This window comes from Phocaeicola acetigenes (assembly GCF_027529745.1).
Classification (GTDB): domain Bacteria; phylum Bacteroidota; class Bacteroidia; order Bacteroidales; family Bacteroidaceae; genus Phocaeicola; species Phocaeicola acetigenes.
On the sequence record NZ_JAPZVM010000004.1, the window covers coordinates 173,819 to 194,475 of the forward strand.

At 43.6% G+C, this 20,657-nt stretch carries 18 protein-coding genes; 8 read left to right on the top strand and 10 right to left on the bottom strand.

The window, feature by feature from the left end:
* Positions 1-80 precede the first annotated feature (80 nt).
* On the top strand, positions 81-1,169 hold the full coding sequence (gene gcvT, locus O6P32_RS07110) for a glycine cleavage system aminomethyltransferase GcvT (RefSeq protein WP_269877682.1): 1,089 nt from the start codon (positions 81-83) through the stop codon (positions 1,167-1,169).
* A 132-nt stretch (positions 1,170-1,301) separates the two neighbouring features.
* Here the strand turns inward: gcvT and O6P32_RS07115 are convergent, their stop codons facing one another.
* Together O6P32_RS07115 and O6P32_RS07120 are read right to left on the bottom strand one after the other, a co-directional pair.
* A complete protein-coding gene (locus O6P32_RS07115; RefSeq protein ID WP_269877683.1) occupies positions 1,302-3,926 on the bottom strand; it encodes an FN3 associated domain-containing protein in 2,625 nt (874 codons plus the stop codon).
* A gap of 22 nt (positions 3,927-3,948) precedes the next feature.
* Positions 3,949-5,970: a sialate O-acetylesterase gene (locus O6P32_RS07120; protein ID WP_269877685.1), complete on the bottom strand. Its 2,022-nt coding sequence runs from the start codon at positions 5,968-5,970 to the stop codon at positions 3,949-3,951.
* A gap of 308 nt (positions 5,971-6,278) precedes the next feature.
* On the opposite strand from O6P32_RS07120, the gene O6P32_RS07125 reads away from it, so the two are divergent.
* Positions 6,279-7,655 carry an MATE family efflux transporter gene (locus tag O6P32_RS07125; protein WP_269877687.1) on the top strand — a complete coding sequence of 459 codons (1,377 nt, stop codon included), beginning with the start codon at positions 6,279-6,281 and terminating at the stop codon, positions 7,653-7,655.
* Positions 7,656-8,268: 613 nt separating this feature from the next.
* Here O6P32_RS07125 and O6P32_RS07130 read toward each other — a convergent pair.
* The 5 genes from O6P32_RS07130 to O6P32_RS07150 form a co-directional block, all read right to left on the bottom strand.
* Entirely contained in the window at positions 8,269-9,801 is a 1,533-nt protein-coding gene (locus tag O6P32_RS07130; protein WP_269877688.1) for an acyl-CoA carboxylase subunit beta, read from the bottom strand.
* A gap of 4 nt (positions 9,802-9,805) precedes the next feature.
* Complete coding sequence (locus O6P32_RS07135; RefSeq protein ID WP_178266707.1) at positions 9,806-10,324, bottom strand: biotin/lipoyl-containing protein; 519 nt, start codon at positions 10,322-10,324, stop codon at positions 9,806-9,808.
* Positions 10,325-10,445: 121 nt separating this feature from the next.
* A complete protein-coding gene (accC, locus tag O6P32_RS07140) occupies positions 10,446-11,957 on the bottom strand; it encodes an acetyl-CoA carboxylase biotin carboxylase subunit (protein WP_178266706.1) in 1,512 nt (503 codons plus the stop codon).
* Positions 11,958-12,192: 235 nt separating this feature from the next.
* Positions 12,193-12,537: a hypothetical protein gene (locus O6P32_RS07145; protein ID WP_269877690.1), complete on the bottom strand. Its 345-nt coding sequence runs from the start codon at positions 12,535-12,537 to the stop codon at positions 12,193-12,195.
* On the bottom strand, positions 12,537-12,854 hold the full coding sequence (locus tag O6P32_RS07150; RefSeq protein WP_178266704.1) for an FtsB family cell division protein: 318 nt from the start codon (positions 12,852-12,854) through the stop codon (positions 12,537-12,539). Before O6P32_RS07150 ends, O6P32_RS07145 begins: the two co-directional genes overlap by 1 nt.
* 107 nt (positions 12,855-12,961) lie before the next feature.
* Between O6P32_RS07150 and O6P32_RS07155 the strand changes: the two genes are divergently transcribed.
* Positions 12,962-14,848: a DNA polymerase III subunit gamma/tau gene (locus O6P32_RS07155; protein WP_269877692.1), complete on the top strand. Its 1,887-nt coding sequence runs from the start codon at positions 12,962-12,964 to the stop codon at positions 14,846-14,848.
* Between the two features lie 95 nt (positions 14,849-14,943).
* Here the strand turns inward: O6P32_RS07155 and O6P32_RS07160 are convergent, their stop codons facing one another.
* Positions 14,944-15,900, bottom strand: a complete 957-nt coding sequence (locus O6P32_RS07160) for a PCMD domain-containing protein (protein WP_405371418.1) — start codon at positions 15,898-15,900, stop codon at positions 14,944-14,946.
* A 128-nt stretch (positions 15,901-16,028) separates the two neighbouring features.
* Positions 16,029-16,535: an SPOR domain-containing protein gene (locus O6P32_RS07165; protein WP_178266701.1), complete on the bottom strand. Its 507-nt coding sequence runs from the start codon at positions 16,533-16,535 to the stop codon at positions 16,029-16,031.
* 207 nt (positions 16,536-16,742) lie between these two features.
* Between O6P32_RS07165 and O6P32_RS07170 the strand changes: the two genes are divergently transcribed.
* From O6P32_RS07170 to O6P32_RS07185, 4 genes are all read left to right on the top strand, one after another.
* A complete protein-coding gene (locus O6P32_RS07170; RefSeq protein ID WP_178266700.1) occupies positions 16,743-16,946 on the top strand; it encodes a YtxH domain-containing protein in 204 nt (67 codons plus the stop codon).
* Positions 16,947-17,027: 81 nt separating this feature from the next.
* Entirely contained in the window at positions 17,028-17,402 is a 375-nt protein-coding gene (locus O6P32_RS07175; RefSeq protein WP_178266699.1) for an LPXTG cell wall anchor domain-containing protein, read from the top strand.
* A complete protein-coding gene (locus tag O6P32_RS07180; protein WP_269877694.1) occupies positions 17,399-17,650 on the top strand; it encodes a hypothetical protein in 252 nt (83 codons plus the stop codon). The genes O6P32_RS07175 and O6P32_RS07180 overlap by 4 nt, the downstream gene beginning before the upstream one ends.
* 92 nt (positions 17,651-17,742) lie before the next feature.
* Positions 17,743-18,597: a helix-turn-helix domain-containing protein gene (locus tag O6P32_RS07185; RefSeq protein ID WP_269877696.1), complete on the top strand. Its 855-nt coding sequence runs from the start codon at positions 17,743-17,745 to the stop codon at positions 18,595-18,597.
* A gap of 85 nt (positions 18,598-18,682) precedes the next feature.
* On the opposite strand, the gene O6P32_RS07190 is transcribed toward O6P32_RS07185, so the two are convergent.
* Positions 18,683-19,237 carry a DUF308 domain-containing protein gene (locus O6P32_RS07190; RefSeq protein WP_178266696.1) on the bottom strand — a complete coding sequence of 185 codons (555 nt, stop codon included), beginning with the start codon at positions 19,235-19,237 and terminating at the stop codon, positions 18,683-18,685.
* Between the two features lie 294 nt (positions 19,238-19,531).
* Here O6P32_RS07190 and O6P32_RS07195 point away from each other — a divergent pair, with 294 nt between their 5' ends.
* Positions 19,532-20,581, top strand: a complete 1,050-nt coding sequence (locus O6P32_RS07195; RefSeq protein WP_178266695.1) for an asparaginase — start codon at positions 19,532-19,534, stop codon at positions 20,579-20,581.
* Positions 20,582-20,657 lie beyond the last annotated feature (76 nt).

A 20,657-nucleotide genomic window follows, 5' to 3' on the forward strand; every position in this document is an offset into this window, starting at 1 on the left:
CTAAATTTACGCTGTGCAATCCTTGCCATCTGAGAAATAATTGCTATCTTGCCATCAAAACCTTATTTTCTATAGCAGTTATGAAAACAACTCCATTTACAGACAAGCACATCGAACTGGGTGCCAAGATGCATGAATTTGCAGGCTACAACATGCCTATCGAATATTCCGGAATCATAGACGAACACATGACCGTATGTACGGGAGTAGGTGTCTTCGACGTATCGCACATGGGAGAATTTTGGGTAAAAGGTCCGCATGCACTCGAATTTATCCAACAAGTCACTTCCAACAATGCAGCTGTCCTCACACCTGGGAAAGTGCAGTATACCTGCTTTCCCAATGAAACAGGAGGTATCGTAGACGATTTGCTGGTTTATGCTTACGAACCGGAAAAGTACATGTTGGTAGTAAACGCAGCCAATATAGACAAAGACTGGACTTGGTGTGTATCGCATAATAGCGTAGGAGCAGAACTTGAGAACTCATCCGACCACATCGGTCAGTTGGCGATACAAGGTCCCAAAGCTATCGACACACTACAAAAGCTGACTCCCGTCAATCTGTCTGAGATTCCTTATTATACATTCCGGACCGGAGAATTTGCAGGTGTACCGGAAGTCATCATTTCGAATACAGGATATACCGGTGCAGGAGGCTTCGAACTGTATTTCTATCCTCAGGATGCCATGAAGATATGGAACGCTATCTTCGAAGCGGGTGCTGAATTCGGTATCAAACCAATAGGTCTGGGAGCACGCGATACCCTCAGACTGGAAATGGGCTTCTGCCTGTATGGAAACGACATCGACGATACTACATCGCCGTTGGAAGCCGGACTGGGATGGATTACCAAATTTGTAGAGGGCAAAAACTTTACCAACAGAGCCTTCCTCGAAAAACAAAAGGCAGAAGGTGTATCACGAAAACTGATAGGTTTTGAAATGATAGACCGAGGCATCCCTCGCCATGGCTATGCGCTGACCAACTCAGAAGGTGAAACCATAGGACATGTGACTTCCGGAACCATGTCGCCTACCCGTAAAATCGGAATCGGAATGGGATATGTAAAAACAGAATATGCAACTCCCGGAACAGAAATATATCTTGACAACAGAGGCCGGAAACTGAAGGCACAGGTAGTGAAGCCACCTTTCCGGAAGATATAACATTTCTATCATAAAGACTTATCAGGAAAAAAGCAAGCAGCCGCTGATTCACATCAGCGGCTGCTTTTCTTAAGTAATGCAACATTAATACATTTACTTTACACTTAAAAATAGATTTGATTCGATGCCTATTTATTCTATTACAACTTCATCAATAAACATCCAGGACTCACCCTGTACACGGTGCCAGGATGGTAAAGTCTGAGGATGTACCGCCTTGATACGTACATAGCGGGCGTCTTTTTTCAACTTTTCAAAAGTGAAAGGAATACGGATATAATCGTATTCTCCGGCTCCCTGACGTGCCTCTCCATAACGTATCTTCTTCACGGAACGGAAGTTTTCTCCATCTTCAGAAACCAGTACTTCCACTTCCTTTGGAGGCATTACCCATGCGGTAAGCGACTGCATGAAACCTAAAGAAACACGGTTGATACGCTGTACGCTACCCAAATCTACAACCAAGTCGATATCGTTGCCGATATACCCATGCCACAAAGGAGCCTGTGCATTCAGAGGAGCAAAACGTCCGTCGGTCATTGCTCCGTCTCCTCCGGCTGTATACTTCGGACTATAAGGCTTCAGATAAGTCACCTTGGCATCCAGAGCCTTGTGCGCAGCAATAGTCTGCGATTCTTCTGCATAAGCCTTTCCGTCCTTGTCGTATACACGTGCACGGATTGTTTTCACGCTACGTACTTCGAAAGGCGACTGGTAAAGAGAAGAACGCTTGGACGGTTCGCTGCCATCGGTCGTATAACGTATCTCTCCCCCTTCCAGATAACAATCCATGGATACCATGAAACCTTTTCCATCAGCAGTACGCTGCGGCAGAATAGAAAGTTCCGGAGTAATCTGTACCAAATCGAACCAGGCAGTACCCTCTCCTCTTAATGTAATGGATCCGGCCGCTCCGCCATGATGTGTACGCTTGTATTCCCGAGGAGGGCATACCAGTTGGAAACGAGTCCATGCAGTATCGGTCAGTTCAAACTCCTTCTCACCCAGTGAACCCAATGCCAGTTTAAAGGTCAGTTTTGTTCCTTTTGCACGATGCAAATCCAAAGTACGCTGGTCTGTACGTGCCCAGACCGAAAGAATATAAGTACGGTCCGATTCATTGTCTATAGGGAACAAGCCACGCGCTGCACCTGCATCGGGGAAAGGATTGTGCAGACGGAGTGAAGTTTCTCCGTCGAAAGCCACACGCGTATCGGGCATCAGTGTAGCGCCCTTACCGCCGGCTCCTCCACTACCACCGGTCATCTGACCAGCCTCCACAGAGAGTTCAAAGCTCGGGTTGACAGAAAGATTTCCTGCTACGACAGCCGAAGCCTCTTTTACAGGTTTGATTTTATATACTCCTGTAGCAAACGGTGCCAGTATATCGCTAAATTGTCCATTCTTTACAACGACTTCACGATCCTCGAATATCACTTGAACCGGAGTTCCGTCTGCAACCTGTTCCTTCAAGGATACAGCAATTTCACGAGGTTTGTTCTGCATATTCTGTACCACAGCCAGCAGACGACCTTCACGATGGAACACACGTGCCAGCAACCCTTCTCCTACCTGTACTTTGTACGAATAGGCATCATACAGATAAGGAGCAATCTGCTGCAGCTCTACAGCCACTTCCTTGAATCCGTTCCACAACAGCGGAGAACCGGAGTCGGGCATACGGTGGAAACCCTGTACACCACGGGCACCTTCCAGCACACTGCCATACACCATGGCACGCACTTCACGGGCAGAAGGTTCGCGTGTCCAGATTTCTCCCCCACCAAACACCTGCGGTACAAGCCATACAGCCTTTTCATAACGCATCTGTTCGTAAATTTCACGAATCATATCAGAAGCCGATGATGCCGGTCCGTTAGGTATCGGATAAGGATCGGCCATGATGATATCGTAAGTATCGGCATAACGGCGTGCCGGCAACGAGCTGATGATAACCACAGATACCGGATGATAAGGGTCGAGTTCATGAATCAGGTCGTAAGAACGTTTCAGTACCTCCGGACTTACTCCCTGTCCGTCCGGTTCGTCGGCAATATAATACGACAGCAAAGCCGGATGATCTTTCACTCTCAGAATCTCTTCGCGCAAGGCAGCAAGTTTTTCCTCCTGAGTAGCCTTGATATTCAGTCCCACACCCTGACTGCCTGCCAGACTGCATACATTATAGTTCACCTTTATACCCAACTGAGCACAAAGATCCAGATACGCCATACGGTCGGCACGGTTGTCTTCCGTAATGTTATGATAAGGCGAATACAGGTTGATGCCTTGAGTCACTTCACTACGCAGAAAATCAAAGTTTCTTCCGTTCAGGCTGGAATAAAATCCTACCGGCATCCACTGCCAGCCTTCTACACGCAACGCTCCTGTCAGGCGGTCTATCTTCACTTCATTGGCCTTAGCCGGCAAACACAATACCTCTACCGGATATTGCTCAGTTTCAGTTTCCGACTTCAGTTCAACCGCACAAGTATTGTTTCCCTTTTTCAAAGAAGACATCGGGATAGAAAGCACATTCACTCCTTTATGCAAGGCAACCTTATTTCCTTCCCACTCTGCTACTGTATAAGGCACATTTTCTTCTTCAGGAAGACAAACCAGAATCTCCGCTTTTGCTTCATTGGTATAATAATTCATGCGGGAAATGACTTTCACTTCTCCGGCATACACTACCGAACAAAAAGCAGATAGTATGGACATACAAGCCCATACTATCAATAATTTATATATATTCATAATACCTATTTGCATTATAAAGTTACTTTATATTTTTCAACGCTTTCAGCCAACCGTCTGCATGTTCCTGCTGACCCAATGAAGAGAAATGAACTCCATCGGCACGTTGGTAAGCCTTATCCAACTTATCTGTATCAGGACCTAAGTAAATATCCTTGTATTTCTTAGCCAACTGCATCTGTGCTTCACGGATTTCCCGGCTGCATCCTTTGTCTTCTTCCAGACAGTTAGGATGATAGCTTGCTACAGCCACTACGATAGGAGCGTTGATGCCACGAGAGCGGAAAGCTTCACGGATATTTTCGAACATACGGATATAATCTTCTGTAGAAGTATTGGCGATATTGTCGCTTTCTCCCTGATGCCACAAGATGTAGTCGGGTTCGATACCCTGTTTCTTCATCTGTTCGATAGTCTCAATCAGTTTACCATTCAGGAAGCCACCTTCTGCCCAGGCAGAGATTTCCACACCACCAACACCGATAGGAATCAGTGTTACAGAAGAAGCCATCTTCGCATCAATCATCTTATCGGCCAGGATATTCCATACACTACCGCCTTCGCCGGTAGCACCAATCAGCGGATCCTGTGACGGATAAGTCATTCCTTCGAAATAGTTCAACACCTTATTATGCGGTTTGTACAAGCCCTGTCCGTGATTTGCAGAATTCGACTGACCGAAAGTAAACAAGACCTTATTGCCTTCTTCTTTCTTCACAGGAGCAGCCTGATAATTCTTAGCCCAGTCGCGCATCATTTCGATGGCCTTTACCAATACACCGGCTTCGCCACGGAAAGTACCCGAACCCTTAGGCTCGCCCGACTGTGTATACCATTCGTTGAATCCTTTGTTTGCTACCACGCGGTTCAGCATCGGCACCAGTTCTGTATATGCTTCTTTGATAAACCCGTTTTCAATCAGTCCCCAAATCATACGGGCACCAAACCAAGTCCAGTCACCACCATTCTGATAACCGTACGGATACATGCCCACACCCTGGAATGCACCTGCCGGATAAGTCGGATACATGGTCAAGCCGATAGTCTGTGCACCGGCAGCCTTTACATTTTCCAGCATCTTACGGTTTGCATCTGCAATTTCTTCTTTCGAATGAAGACCTGCCAGAATAGCTACCGCTGTACCTCCATGATAATAAATCTGATTTTCATCGAACGAAGCCGGGAAAGGCGATCCGTTCAAGTAAATATGAGGAATGTATTTTCCTTTTTCCTTATCCCACAAATGTTTGCGGATATTCTTAGACAAATCCGCCTTGATAGCTGCATACTTATCTTTCTTAGCCTGATCGTCGGTCAGTTCCATCAGGTTATTCAATGCGATAATCAGCATGGCATTGTCGTAAATATCGATAGAGAAATGAGTATTCTCATCAATCTCTACTCCCCATGCATGTTCCGGCTGCACATCCCCCCAGTCGGCTGTTGTAGCACCGATAATCAATCCATACTGCTTGTTGAATTTCTCTGTCATCAGGAAGTTCAACGCATCTTCCAGACGCTGTTCTACAGTCTTTCCGTTGATAACCGACTTCAGATAAGCCTTATTACCACTCTTCTTTACATACTGATACACGGCCTGAATAAGCGATGTTTCGTGGTCTGTTTCTACTGTATTTTTATGAGCAGCATACTGAGGACAAGAATCTGCCAGTCTGTATTTATATCCGCCCACATTATCCAGTTCAGCTTTCTTTATATCAATATATCCGTCTACGATATCACCGGTTTTTCCCTGGAAATGGAAAAATGTATTCAAGGCATGTGTCACCACAGAATCGGGAGATACATCCATAGCCACTTGAATAAAGGTATTGAAGTCTCTGATCCACACTTCCCCATATCCGTCTCCGGCATTCAATCCGGAAGAAACAATCTGATGAGCCATTCGGTTCACCTCATCGATGGTCCGATTTTCAAGAATCTGTTTCTGCACGATTCTCAAATCATCTTCTTCATTAGCCCATGCTGACGCAGTCAGGCAACCCAAGGTAGCTGTCAAAAAAAACTTTCCGATTTTATTCATATTGATTACTTATTGTGTTTATTCATATTTATTTTTCACAGTGATTTGATAGTGCAAAGAAACGACTATTTCACCACAAGCACAGTATAAAATATCTCGTTTTTCTTGTACTATCTTGTTATTGCTTCATCTTTTACTCCTTTTTCACTCTACACAGCTATTTTCCCTTGTCTGTGGCGAAATACCGGCCCAAAAACCCGGCTTAATGTATAAAAACATCAAAAACGAAAACCAACCGAGTCTTCTGTAAAACAGCCTATAAAAAAAACATGTAAATTTGCATCCGTTTTTTTAAGGTATAAAGGTATATGGATAATAGCGTAAGCGAAAAGCGCTCCCGAAGCAACGAGATAGACATGCTCAACGGACCGCTGTTTAAGAAAATATTACTATTTGCCCTGCCTATGGCAGCCAGCAGTCTGTTGCAGGAACTGTTCAACTCGGTAGACGTGGCCGTGGTAGGTCATTTTGTAGGAAGCAATGCACTGGCGGCGGTGGGAAGCAATGCTCCGGTCATCGGACTGCTCATCAATCTGTTTGTAGGAATTTCGATGGGAGCCTGTGCCATCATCTCCAACCACATCGGACAGAAAGACGAGAAAAGTATACACAATGCCATCAATACAGTGGCTCTTGTAGCTGTGCTCAGCGGATTTTTCCTGCTGATACTGGGAGTAAGTGTGGCAAGACCGATTCTGAGCTGGATGGGAACTCCTCCCGATGTGCTCGACGATGCGGTGATGTATCTGCGTATTTATTTCCTCGGAATGCCGTTTATCATGGTATTCAACTTTGGTGCCGCCATTCTGCGCAGTATGGGCGATACCCGGCGTCCGCTCTACATTCTGGTTATGGCGGGAATAGTCAATACGTTGCTCAACCTGCTTTTCGTCATCGGTTTCGGAATGGGGGTAGCCGGAGTGGCAATTGCTACCGGAGTGGCCAACATGGTCAGTGCAAGCCTCATCATCCGTCTGCTCCGAAAAGAGAAAGAACCCTACCGCCTGCATTTCGACAAGATGAAAATCAACTGGACGGAGCTGAACCGCATGCTGCGGATTGGAGTACCAGCCGGACTGCAAGGTATGATATTCTCCATCTCGAATGTAGTAGTACAGTCGTCTATCAATACCTACGGTGCCGATGCCATTGCCGGCTCTTCTGCAGCCCTCAACTTCGAGTATTACTGCTATTTCATCATACAGGGATTCAACGGAGCAGCCATCAGCTTTATTGCACAAAACTACGGCGCCGGAAAAATGGACCGCGTACGCCGTATCTTCTGGACTTGTATGGCCTCCAGTGTAGCTTTCTGCGCTGCCTTCAACTGGCTTTTTGCCTGGCAGGATGAATTCTTCCTGAGTTTCTTCTCCAACGTGCCCGAAGTACAACATTACGGCAGCATCCGCATGCATCTGGTACTGGCTCTTCAGTTCCTTGCCAGCAGTTACGAAATAGCCGGTTCTTCGATGCGTGGAATGGGCAAATCGCTCACTCCTGCCCTGCTCACGGTTTTCGGTACCTGCATGCTCCGTATGGTTTGGGTATATGCAGTTTGCCCGGTATGGAGAGGATATGATATACTGATGCTGGTTTATCCCGTATCGTGGATACTGACCGGTACACTGGTGCTCACTGCTTACTGGATGACTATCCGCAAGCAGGGGAAGCTTACAAGAGTGTAAGTGCTGCAAGTACTGCCCTGTCCGATGAAACAGAACCGAGGGCAGCATGATAGGTTATGATAGGTTATGAAAGATTGTTTTTGGGGCAATCTTTCAGCGTTATTCCTTGATAATCAATATAGTTTTTGCCTTATGAAAGATATGAAGGATATTTTTACTATGTTGCAGCAATGACAACAAAATAGCCACCTTTAAAGGTGGGGGTTTTAGTGTACATTTTGAAACATTATACAAAACACGCTTCATATCTTTCATCTTTCAGCGTAAGGCACTGATTAATAAAATATTGAAAATTCTTTACTCTTTAAAATCTCTTTTCCGTGTTACATTCGCAGTTGTCGTTTTCGGGGCAAAACTGCTGATTTTTGCATCCAATTTACGCGACTTGAATCGTGAGCTTACGTGACTAATACCATTCGCTTACGATACAAGTATCGTGAGCTCACGATTCAAGTCGCGTAATCGCATGCTTAAAGAAAGGCTCAGGCAACGGAAAATTATTTCAACCCAAAGGAGAAAATGTACTTCCGGGAAAATACCTGTATAAACTAAAAAAAGCAGAAATACCCAACGTATTTCTGCTTTCTACTATATGTATTGAATCTTATTTCAATTACAGCGGCATGTTACCATGTTTCTTAGGAGGATTGCTCTGGCTCTTGTTCTGAGTCATTTCCAATGCCTGAATCAACTTGTAACGTGTATCCTTCGGCAGGATGATTTCATCGATGTATCCCTGCTCTGCTGCACGATACGGATTCGAGAATTTTTCCTTGTATTCTTCTACAGCTTTTGCCTTTTCTTCCGGAGTAGCCTTGCGGTACAGGATGTTTACAGCACCGTCGGCACCCATTACAGCGATTTCCGCAGTAGGATAAGAGAAGTTTACATCCGAACCGATAGGTTTACTGTTCATTACGATGTATGCACCACCGTAAGCCTTACGGGTGATCACAGTAATCTTAGGCACAGTAGCTTCTGCATAAGCGTATACAATCTTCGCACCGTGACGGATGATACCGTTGTGTTCCTGTGTACAGCCCGGAAGGAAGCCCGGTACGTCTTCGAAGGTAACGATAGGAATATTGAAGCAGTCGCAGAAACGGATGAAGCGAGAAGCCTTGTCGGAAGCATTGATATCGAGCACACCTGCCAGATAAGCCGGCTGGTTGGCAACGATACCTACCGAACGACCGCCCAAACGAGCAAAACCTACTACAATGTTCTTTGCAAAGTGAGGCATTACTTCGAAGAAATAGTGATTGTCGACTACCGGTTCGATGATATTCTTGATATCATAAGGCATGTTCGGATCGTCTGGAATCACAGTCATCAATGATTCTTCTGCGCGGCGGATGTCATCGGTGCAAGTCTGCATCGGTGCATCTTCCATGTTGTTTGACGGAAGGAAACTCAACAGCTCACGGATGCTCATCAAAGTTTCTTCTTCAGTATCGCACAGGAAGTGAGTGACACCACTCTTGCTGCTGTGTGTATACGCACCACCCAGTTCTTCCTTGTCAACTTCTTCGTGTGTCACAGCTTTTACTACATCCGGACCAGTGATGAACATGTGGCTCTTTTCCTTCACCATGAAGATAAAGTCGGTCAGAGCCGGAGAGTAACATGCTCCACCTGCACAAGGACCCAGAATAGCAGAAATCTGAGGGATTACACCCGAAGCAATGGTATTCTGGTAGAAGATAGAAGCATATCCTGAGATACTGCCTACACCTTCCTGAATACGTGCACCACCCGAGTCGTTCAAAGCAATGACAGGAGCACCGTTTTTCAGAGCCAGTTCCTGTACTTTTACGATTTTCTTGGCACCGGTAGCACTCAATGTACCACCGTATACAGTGAAGTCGTATGCATATACATAAACCAGACGGCCGTCGATTTTACCATATCCGCATACGATACCGTCGCCAGGGATGTGGTTCTTGTCCATACCGAAATCAGTACACTGGTGGATAACCAGCTTGTCGATTTCATTGAATGTACCTTTATCGAGCAACATGTCGATACGTTCGCGTGCAGTCATGTGTCCGTTGGCATGCTGTCTTTCTACACGTTCTACTCCACCACCTTGAGAAGCCAGTTTATCCAACTCCTCGAATTTTTTATATTGTTCTGCTGTTGTCATAAGTTTATTCCTCCTCTTTTACTACATCGAGTGTCATAATCACCTGGTTGCTGTTTACAGAGTCTCCTTCGTTCACCAGGATTTCCTTTACCACACACTCACTGTTTACCTTGTAGTTACTCTGCATCTTCATGGCTTCAATTACCACTACAATGTCGCCAGCCTGCAGACGGTCGCCCACCTTTACAGGAATCTTCACTACCTTACCCGGCATTGGAGAAACAATCTTGTCCTGCTGTTTCTCTTCACCTCCTTTTCGCATGCGCAAATATTTAGCCTGCGAGTCAATGATATCGATGTTGTACGACTGGTAATGTGCATTGACGGTATAGCTTTTTCCACCTTCCTTACGGATCAGTTCGGCATTGTACGATTTACCTTCGTGCAAAATAGAGCAACTTCCGTTTTCTGCCATTACGATATCTACATCGTAAGGAACACCGTCGATTGTCAGTTGCACTTTGTTACCTTCCTTGCTAACCAGTGTAACATCGGCAATTCTATCACCAATATGTATTTCCATATCTTTTGAGTTTTTAAGTTGATAAGTCTTTTAAGTTTGCAGTTCCTGAGTTTGTCCAGCTTTTGAGTCCGTTATAGTACGAATGATGAAAACAAACTCAAAAACTTAAAAACTTACAAACTTAAATTCGTAATACTCCTTTTTTCAGGCCAAACTCACGCCAGCGGCTGATAGGACGATTATCGGATGAGCCGGAGTTGTTTTCTTCCAGATTCATCAGGTAGTCGATATACGCAGCAATCATGGCGATGTTTTCGGTTTCCTCTTCTTTCTGTCCGGCCCATTCGCGCAACATATCCTGATGTTTCGGAATGAACAGTGTATTATAATGTCCTTCAACGAAATCGGGCACATTCATAATATGACGCAGATAACCGATGTTGGTCTTCAGACCTGTAATCTTGTATTCGTACAACACACGACGCATACGTTCGATAGCAAATTCACGGGTAGTAGCCCATACAATCAGCTTACCGATCATCGGGTCGTAGTAAATAGGAATTTCGTAGCTTTCGTATACATAGCTGTCGATACGTACTCCGATACCGTTCGGTTCAATCAGCTGACGGATGATACCCGGAGAAGGCATGAAGTTGTTTTCTGAGTCTTCTGCACAGATACGGCATTCGATAGCGTGTCCGCGCTGTTTCAGGTCTTCCTGCTTGAAGTGCAACGGTTCGTTGTTGGCAATACGAAGCTGTTCCTTTACCAAATCCACACCTACTACTTCTTCTGTGATAGGATGTTCTACCTGCAAACGGGTATTCATTTCCAGAAAGTAGAAATTGCGGTGCTTGTCTACCAGGAACTCAATTGTACCGGCTCCCTTGTAGTTGACAGCCTTGGCAGCTGCTACAGCAGCTTCACCCATTTTCTGACGCAATTCGGGAGTCACAAAAGGAGAAGGAGTTTCTTCTACGATTTTCTGGTTACGACGCTGAATAGAACATTCGCGTTCGAACAAATGTACAGCGTTGCCATGATTGTCTCCCAAAATCTGGAACTCGATATGATGAGGTTCTTCTACGAATTTTTCCAGATAAACGGTATCGTCACCGAAAGAAGACATTGATTCTGAACGGGCAGTATTGTAAGCCTCTTCCACTTCGCTTTCGTTGTGAATGAGTCGCATACCTTTACCACCACCTCCCATAGAGGCTTTCAGCATGACAGGATAACCAATCTCGTTACAAATACGTATGGCTTCTTCTACACTTTGAAGTGGTTTTTCGGTACCCGGAACAACCGGAACTCCAGCTGCAATCATGTGCTTACGGGCAGAAATCTTATCACCCATTGCATCCATTGTTTCAGGATCGGGACCGATAAAGATAATACCTTCTTCGCGGCAACGACGGGCAAATTCGGAATTTTCCGACAAGAAGCCGTAACCGGGATGAATGGCATCTACACCATGACGCTTGGCTGCCATGATAATCTTATCAATATTCAGATAACTTTCACGAGAAGCTGCTGGACCTATCAGACAGGCTTCGTCAGCATAAAGTACGTGGCGAGCCGTTCTGTCGGCTTCGGAAAACACTGCCACTGTACGAATGCCCATTTCACGACAAGAGCGCATCACACGTACAGCAATTTCACCACGATTAGCTATTAATACTTTGTGTATCATGCTTTACGATTTAATTAGTATCTTCTATTAATTATTCCGGACGTACAGTACCTTTACGCATTGGCACACCCCGCCCAAAACTGTGCAAAAGTAGCAAAAAAACGGATATCAATCCAATAATCAGCCTTTTTTTTGCTTTCCGCAGGCTTTTTGGAATAAAATAAACCGGTTTAGAAGAGAAAAAAATTATAAAGCAAAAGAATAGCAATACAGAGATTGCAAAATAGAGGAAATATTATTGTTTCTTTTCGCGCTCTTCTTCCTGCGGAATACGGAAGGCGGTATACAGTTCAAGTACGGCTGCTATACTCAGACAGGCCACCCACTCGTTGCGGTGCCAGAGAATCATCATCACTCCGGCTACAACCAGCAGCATGGCTCCTATCACTTGCTGACGGCGCAAACGGCGGATTACAATGTTACGGCCTTCATATCCGGACATAACTTGTACATAGGCAAACATCACCGCACCTACTATATATACATAAGGAGCAAAAAACAGTTTTGTGATTTGCAACATGGCTCCTATCAGCAACAACACTGCTCCTACAGCAGAAATAACCGTATAATATTTGTTCATTATTGTTTCTTGTTCAAATCTTCCTCGAATATGTAAATATCTTCATTGGGCTTTTTCATCAGATATTTCTCACGAGCTACCTTTTCCAAAGCTTCCGGATCTGAAGATATCTCCTTCAGACGCTTGCTGTCGCGTTCGTACTGATTGCGATAAAATGTTATCTCAGATTTCAGCTTATTAATTTCCCGCCAATGAGAAAAACGTTGCAACAAACTGTTTTCCTCATCAAGCACACCTATAATCAGCGCAAAAGTAACAAGGGTTATCGCATACTTATGCCGACGAATAAAATTCCAAAACAGAACCAGCTTACTCATAAAGATTTACACTTGTTTTATCGTGCTGCAAAGATAGAAATAAATCATTGCAAGCCATGCGAAAACGGAGAATTTATGTATTTTTGCATTTATAAAGAACAAAATTTATGGAGAATTACATCGTTTCGGCACGCAAATACCGCCCTGCAACTTTTGATACCGTAGTAGGACAAAAAGCCTTGACCACAACGCTGAAAAATGCGATTGCCAGTCATAAACTGGCACATGCTTATCTTTTCTGCGGGCCTCGTGGAGTAGGAAAAACTACTTGCGCACGAATCTTTGCCAAGACCATCAACTGTCTGCATCCCACGGCCGAAGGGGAAGCATGCAACGAATGTGAATCGTGCCGGGCGTTTATTGAACAACGTTCTTATAATATACATGAACTGGATGCTGCATCAAACAACTCTGTGGAAGACATCCGCTCGCTGATAGACCAGGTACGTATTCCGCCACAGATAGGAAAGTACAAGGTGTATATCATAGACGAGGTGCACATGCTTTCTCAGGCTGCATTCAATGCTTTTCTGAAAACTTTGGAAGAGCCTCCTCATCATGCCATCTTCATTCTCGCTACTACAGAAAAGCACAAGATACTTCCTACGATTCTGAGCCGTTGTCAGATTTATGACTTCAGCCGCATCAGTGTAAGCGATACCGTAGAGCATCTGGAAAATGTAGCCAGAAAAGAGCATATCGAAGCCGAACCGGAAGCCTTGAATGTAATTGCACAAAAGGCCGACGGAGGTATGCGTGATGCTTTGTCTATATTCGACCAGGTGGTAAGTTTTACCAACGGACATATTACATACAAGAGTGTAATAGAGAATCTGAATGTACTGGATTATGAATATTATTTCCGCTTGACAGACTTTCTTCTGGAAAACAAAATAGCAGAAAGTTTGCTCATCTTCAATGATATTCTGAAAAAAGGATTCGATGGAAACCACTTCATCACGGGACTGACTTCGCACTTGCGCGATTTGCTGGTCAGCAAGGACGAGGCTACTCTGACTTTGCTGGAAGTGGGTGCTTCTATCCGTGAACGCTATCGTGCCCAGGCTCAGAAGTGCACTCCTCAGTTTTTGTATCAGGCCATGAAACTGTGCAACGACTGCGACTTGAACTATCGCCTCAGTAAGAACAAACGTTTACTGGTGGAACTGACCCTTATACAAGTAGCCCAGCTGACAATGGGACCGGAAAACCCGACTCCTCCACAAGGGACGAAAAAGAACCTGTCTCCGGTATTCAATCAAGGTGCAACTTCTGTACAGACCAATACAGCTCAGACTACAGGAGGAAATACTACAGCGAGACCGCAGGGAAATGCAACTCACTCTCCTGTCGGTACAGCTCCTCAGGCACCGGCTCCACAGCCTCACGCACCGGTAGCAGCCGGAACCAAAACTACACCTCCGCAAGGGCCGTCAAACACTCCGCAAGCTGCTGCCCCCAAAGGAGTACAGCCGGCAGTTCAAAATACCGATAAAAAAATTCCTGTGATGAAAGCCGGGAATTTAGGTATTTCCATCCGACGCCCCCAAACGGTTGCTCCTACCAATACAAGCACAACAGCAACGGTAAAAGCCGTTCAACCGCAAGAAGAGGAGAACTACGAAGATTACATCTTCAACGAAAAAGATCTGGATTATTACTGGCGAGAATTTGCTGCCCGCCTGCCTAAAGAGGAAGCAGCAAATGCCGGACGTATGATGAATATACAGCCTCATCTGCTTTCCGACAAAAAGACATTTGAAGTAGTGGTCGATAACGAACTGGCACAAAAATACATGCAACAGCTTGCACCACAAATAGAGGCTCACCTGCGCCAGCAGCTTCATAACCGCCAGATAAGAATGACGACACGGGTAAGTGAAGCCAATGAAAACATCCGGGCCTACAGCCATGTGGAACGTTTCCAGATGATGAGCAAAAAAAATCCGGATTTGCTGAAGCTTAAAGAAGCATTCGGCCTTGAGCTTTCCTGATATTTACTTTCGTCTCTGCCTCAATCATTTTTTCCGATACAAAAATCCCCTTACCCACACAAAAGGCCGGCAAGGGGATCTGTTCGTATAGAGTCTTAATAAACAAGACTTACATTATCTACCCAAAACTTATTTCCCGGAGAACCGATAAAAGCACCTCCAAGGCTGGAAGTAAACTGAAGAATAAGATGAGTAGGTGCTTCACCTTCTTCTGCCCATCCCACTTCTTTTATCTGCTTGCTTTCTCCTTTGCTGTTACGGGCATAATATCCACCGACCCCCAGCTTCATCAACTCTTCCTGATATCCGGCATCCTTTGTAATGTCGCCATACATTATTTCATAAGTAGCACCGTTTTTCCAATCTTCTGTACGGCTATAACGCACCACAGCAGTACCCACACGCTTGGCAATAATATTACCCTCGGCGTCTTCTGTACGTTTCTGGAGCAAACAAGTCATAATTGCACAGTCTTGTCCGGGCACCACAGACTTTCTGCTAAATCCAGTCTGCCGAATACGATTGGGCTGACCGGACATCTGTACCTTATAATCGTAACGAACAGCTTTCGGACGTGTTGTAAACGATACTCCTGAGTTCAGAGCCATTTCTCCTTCCTTTGTTCCGGTAATCGGTTCTTTCATATCGCCCAAAAACAACGATCCGGAAGCCAGCACTGTGATATTGACCAGCCCCAGTACCTTAACGCTTTCAATATGAGTTTCCAGACGGGCGCAATATCCATTTCCTCTTTTTTCAGGGTACACACTGGTATTGGTCTTTACAATACCCATAACCTTGGCCATTACATTGGAATTTGCCCAGGGAGAACCACCCAGATTTACATAAGGCTCATTGCCATCAATTACCTTTGTGGGAGCCACTTCATACAACAGCTTGGTTTTTCCGCCAATTACTCCTGACTCATGAATCTTACGTGTCACCCACTGATCCATATTTCCGTATTTCAAAGGAACCACTTTTTCCTGTCCCTTCATATTCAAAGGCAGCATAAATAGCGCACACCCGAATAACAATCCTATTTTTTTCATCATTTCTATCAATTCAAGTTATCCGGCAAAGATAAAAAAAAAGCGACGGCCTGAAAAACCGTCGCTTTATATTCCACTAAATAGAATACATATTCTTATTCATGTACTATATTTCCATTTACAGAAGATTAGTATACACGGTACAACAACCATGCAGCCTGGAAATCTTCACGATGAGGATATTTAGCCTTGAATGCATCTCTTGCACGTGCAGCTTCTTCACGAGTATCGAACGATTCTACTACCACACGATACATATTCTTTTCTGCAGCATACACTACTTTTGCATTGTAACCATCGTTATCCAAAGTAGCTTTCAATCCTTCTGCATTAGCCTTTACTCCAAAGCTACCGCATACTACGCTAAATGCTTTCAAGCCATTTCCAGAAACCAGTTCAACTTTTTCTTCGCGAACAGTTCCAACTGTAACCGGAGCTTTTGTTACAGGAGCAGCTTCTACTACCGGAGCAGCTTCTACCACCGGAGTCTGTGCCGGAGTTTCTGCAGTAGCTTCTGCAAGTTCCTGCTGTTTTGCTTTTTCGTAAGCTTTCTTATAAGCACTTTCGCTTGACTTACAAGAAGAGAATGCCAGTGCTACGCACAATCCCATTCCCAATACAACAATCTTTCTCATGTCGTTTTGTTTTTATTATTAGTTAATATTTAGTCCTATTTTCAATATATAATTACGCGCAAAAGTAGTAATATAAAAGAAGTGAAACTATTAAATTCTGTTAATTATACAGTTTTATCCTTCGTTTCCTTATTTTTCCTCAAAAGAGTGACGACTTATCAAAGTTTTTATTAGATTTGTACATAGGAACTTTAAATAAGTGGAATTATGAAAGCACTAAATTATGTAGCCGCTTTTTTAGGCGGAGCAGCCTTGGGAGCAGCAGCAGGCTTATTGTTTGCACCGGAAAAAGGAGAAGATACCCGTAAGAAAATTGCAGAACTTTTGCGTAAAAAAGGCATTCGTCTGAATCGTGAAGAAATGGATGACCTGGTAGATCAGATTGCAGCAGAAGTAAAAGACGCTGAATAAAAATTTAACAAAACAGGCAGACTTAATTCACATTTCAAAATTGAATGAGTCTGCCTGTTTTTTCACTTTAACAAACCGCATATGTTTTCTCAAGACAAAAGCATAGACAATCTGGAATCTCTTGTAAAGGAGATGAAAAAATACATTGAACTGCAAGGAGAATATCTGAAATTCGATCTTGTGGAAAAACTGACTATCCTGCTGGGTACCCTTATTCTTATTTTACTCATTACCGTATTAAGCATGATGGCCGTATTTTACTTTTCATTTATGCTGGTATACGCCCTCGAGCCTATCACAGGAAGTCTGACCGGAAGTTATGCCATGATAGGAGGAATTATCCTGCTATTGGCATTCCTGATATACATATATCGAAAAAAACTGATATTCCAGCCGATGGTAAACTTTTTGTCACATTTGTTTTTAGACAATCCCAATAAGGAGAAACAGGCATGAATACGAAAGAAATCTACACCATAGAATTGATCTCTCAAAAAAAAGAGGAAAAAAGAGCGGAAATACAGGCTTCCCAAAAAAGAATGCAGCATATTTCACAAGAACTTTTCTCACCCACCAGAAGTGATAATAAAATAGATAGCATGATGCAGCACATCAACATGGGAATAGCTGCCTACGACGGCATCATGACCGGCATAAAAGTGCTAAGACGCGTTCAAAGCTTTTTCTCACAAAAAAGGAAATAAGCCATACAATCCTCCTGCGTCATTCAAATAAATATTTGGAACTATCCGACAAATAATTTATATTTGTTACTTGATTTATTTAATGACAATTAATGAAAAGGATTGAATCTCTTGCATCTATTCCATCTAATTTACAAATGTTTACAGGAATAGATATCATCGGGAACTTAAAGCAACTATTCAAGTTCCCCACACAAATGCCCGGCTGCCTGTTCCTCTTATGCACAAGAGGCAATTGTGTTGCAACCATACACCTTACCCAATACGAACTCCGTCAGAACTCAATGGCTGTAATCATGCCTGAAATGTTCTTTCAGATCACATCACAAAGCCAGGATTGCCGTTTTACACTGATTGGGTTTTCAAAAGAACTTATCCGCCACTCTACATTGTTCTCTAAAACAATCGAGTATACTCCTCACATTTTCGAAAATCCGGTTATCCATCTGCAAAAAGAAGTTGCAGAAATTTTTCAGGAATCCTTCAAAACCATAATCAAAGCCCAGCATTTGGGCGACGTATTCATTACCCCTGCACAGACAGACTTGATTTATTCACAAATCATTCTGACATTAGGTAATATAACCCGGAAAAAAGAAGAGAACTCACAAGTACGATACAACCGTAATCAGGAAATAGTAAAAGAACTGGTGCGCATTATCGTACAAAACTATAAATCGGAAAGAAACATTTCATTCTATGCAGAAAAGATGCACCTCTCTCCGCAACACCTGAGCACCACCATCAAAAAAACAACCGGGAAGACACTGACGGACATTATTTCTTCCTTTGTCATACACGATGCACAGGCCAAATTACGGTCCACGGAACTGACCATCCAGGAAATAGCCTATTCACTGAACTTTCCGGATATCTCCTTCTTTGGAAAATATTTTAAACGATATACAGGTATGTCACCTAAACAATACAGAAACTCTGGAAAATAAGAACAAAAAAAATGTTACCGATATCACCCACATCGGATATCGGTAACATTCTTAAAAATCCGTCATCAAATTACAGACCGGTTTCTTATTCTATAATTTCCACATCGGTTACTTTTTCATTTCTTTTACGGCGATAAAACAGCAAACGAATCAAATCGGTTGCTCCATATACAATTGCCGACACTCCCAATACAATAAAAGGAACAGTAGCTGCCTGGAAAGGATTAAACAGAACAACCAGTCCGGCAATCAGCACCAGCACAGAAATAACATACCAAACCACCGGCACTTTTACCACGTTACGCACCGATATAAAATTAGACAATTGAGTGACGCCTCCAAGTACCAGAAGCACACCTAATATATACATCAGAATGCTTACAAAAAATGCCGGCATAATCATCAGCCACAGGCCAAAGCAAGCGCTTCCCAATGCAACGATAGGAAAAGGACGGCTCATACCATCCGACTGTCTGGAAGATGCAAAATAGCCGAACAATCCTAATAACCCCGGCAACAGAAACAAGACACCGATTGTTATCACCAGATAATTTACAGCAGCATCAGGCCATACGACCAACAGTATGCCAATAATCAAAGCACACAAGCCGCTCATCAAAGCATAGTTCATTGTTTTCATCACGTTTTATATTCTTAGTTATACGAAAATAGCAAATTACACAGATATAAACAAATGAAAAGACAAAATTCCCTATAGTCTTCCTTTTTTCTTACCATTATCTTTCATCAACCTTACATTTTCATTGAAAAAGGCAGAAATACTCCTTTTTTCTGGCATTTATAAAAACACTATCTAATGAATATCTCGTACAAAAGGCACTTGATATAAAGCAATTTGTTATTTTTTCACCATTCGTACTCCCTTTTTAAAGTATTTATACTATCTTTGTGGCAAATTTATTACGACAGAATTATGATTAAGCCAGATTATCCTTCCGTTTTGCTAATCTATACAGGGGGTACAATCGGTATGATTGAGAATCCGGAAACAGGTGCATTGGAAGCTTTTAATTTCGATCAACTTCAAGAAAATGTACCAGAATTGAAAAGATTTAACTACAGAATTTCATCTTATCAATTCAATCCCCCCATCGACTCCTCCGACATGGAACCAGCCTTGTGGGCTAAACTGGTAAAGATTATCCATTATAATTACGATAATTTCGACGGTTTCGTCATCCTTCATGGAACTGATACCATGGCATACACAGCCTCTGCTCTTAGCTTCATGTTGGAAAATCTGGCCAAACCCGTTATCCTGACAGGAAGTCAGCTCCCGATAGGTGTACTGCGTACCGACGGAAAAGAAAACTTAATCACTTCTATAGAAATAGCTGCTGCCAAATATCCGGACGGAAGGGCAATAGTACCAGAAGTTTGTATATTTTTCGAAAACCATTTATTACGTGGTAACCGTACCACCAAAATCAATGCAGAAAACTTCAATGCTTTCCGTTCCTACAACTATCCAGCGTTGGCCACTGCCGGTATCCATATAAAATATGAATACGACCGCATCCGTAAAGCAGATTTATCACTTCCGATGCACCCTCACTATGTATTCGATACCAATGTGATGATTCTGACAATCTTCCCCGGTATTCAGGAAAAGGTAGTCAGCACAATGCTAAACACACCGGGCCTGCGTGCTGTAGCCCTAAAGACATACGGTTCAGGAAATGCTCCTCAAAAGCCATGGTTCATCAAGCTGCTGAAGGAGGCAACCAGCCGGGGTATTATCATCGTAAACATCTCACAGTGTCAAACCGGTATGGTAGAGATGGCACGTTACGAAACAGGCTTACATCTATTGGATGCCGGAGTGATAAGCGGATACGATGCGACGGTAGAATGTGTGATTACCAAACTAATGTTTTTGCTCGGCCACAACCTGTCTCCGCAGGAAATACGGCGGGAAATGGGGCGTTCCATTGCAGGAGAGTTTACCCGGCCGGAATTGTAATACAATTGTAACAATTATTTCATGGCTCCGAAACAAAGAAACGTCATCTTTGCAGAAACTCAAAAATACCAAAACA

What these genes read in the sequence shown, in the direction of transcription:
- gcvT (WP_269877682.1), top strand. Translation starts at nt 81, where the DNA reads ATGAAAACAACTCCATTTACAGACAAGCACATCGAACTGGGTGCCAAG.
- O6P32_RS07115 (WP_269877683.1), bottom strand. Translation starts at nt 3,926, where the DNA reads ATGAATATATATAAATTATTGATAGTATGGGCTTGTATGTCCATACTA.
- O6P32_RS07120 (WP_269877685.1), bottom strand. Translation starts at nt 5,970, where the DNA reads ATGAATAAAATCGGAAAGTTTTTTTTGACAGCTACCTTGGGTTGCCTG.
- O6P32_RS07125 (WP_269877687.1), top strand. Translation starts at nt 6,279, where the DNA reads ATGGATAATAGCGTAAGCGAAAAGCGCTCCCGAAGCAACGAGATAGAC.
- O6P32_RS07130 (WP_269877688.1), bottom strand. Translation starts at nt 9,801, where the DNA reads ATGACAACAGCAGAACAATATAAAAAATTCGAGGAGTTGGATAAACTG.
- O6P32_RS07135 (WP_178266707.1), bottom strand. Translation starts at nt 10,324, where the DNA reads ATGGAAATACATATTGGTGATAGAATTGCCGATGTTACACTGGTTAGC.
- accC (WP_178266706.1), bottom strand. Translation starts at nt 11,957, where the DNA reads ATGATACACAAAGTATTAATAGCTAATCGTGGTGAAATTGCTGTACGT.
- O6P32_RS07145 (WP_269877690.1), bottom strand. Translation starts at nt 12,537, where the DNA reads ATGAACAAATATTATACGGTTATTTCTGCTGTAGGAGCAGTGTTGTTG.
- O6P32_RS07150 (WP_178266704.1), bottom strand. Translation starts at nt 12,854, where the DNA reads ATGAGTAAGCTGGTTCTGTTTTGGAATTTTATTCGTCGGCATAAGTAT.
- O6P32_RS07155 (WP_269877692.1), top strand. Translation starts at nt 12,962, where the DNA reads ATGGAGAATTACATCGTTTCGGCACGCAAATACCGCCCTGCAACTTTT.
- O6P32_RS07160 (WP_405371418.1), bottom strand. Translation starts at nt 15,900, where the DNA reads ATGAAAAAAATAGGATTGTTATTCGGGTGTGCGCTATTTATGCTGCCT.
- O6P32_RS07165 (WP_178266701.1), bottom strand. Translation starts at nt 16,535, where the DNA reads ATGAGAAAGATTGTTGTATTGGGAATGGGATTGTGCGTAGCACTGGCA.
- O6P32_RS07170 (WP_178266700.1), top strand. Translation starts at nt 16,743, where the DNA reads ATGAAAGCACTAAATTATGTAGCCGCTTTTTTAGGCGGAGCAGCCTTG.
- O6P32_RS07175 (WP_178266699.1), top strand. Translation starts at nt 17,028, where the DNA reads ATGTTTTCTCAAGACAAAAGCATAGACAATCTGGAATCTCTTGTAAAG.
- O6P32_RS07180 (WP_269877694.1), top strand. Translation starts at nt 17,399, where the DNA reads ATGAATACGAAAGAAATCTACACCATAGAATTGATCTCTCAAAAAAAA.
- O6P32_RS07185 (WP_269877696.1), top strand. Translation starts at nt 17,743, where the DNA reads ATGAAAAGGATTGAATCTCTTGCATCTATTCCATCTAATTTACAAATG.
- O6P32_RS07190 (WP_178266696.1), bottom strand. Translation starts at nt 19,237, where the DNA reads ATGAAAACAATGAACTATGCTTTGATGAGCGGCTTGTGTGCTTTGATT.
- O6P32_RS07195 (WP_178266695.1), top strand. Translation starts at nt 19,532, where the DNA reads ATGATTAAGCCAGATTATCCTTCCGTTTTGCTAATCTATACAGGGGGT.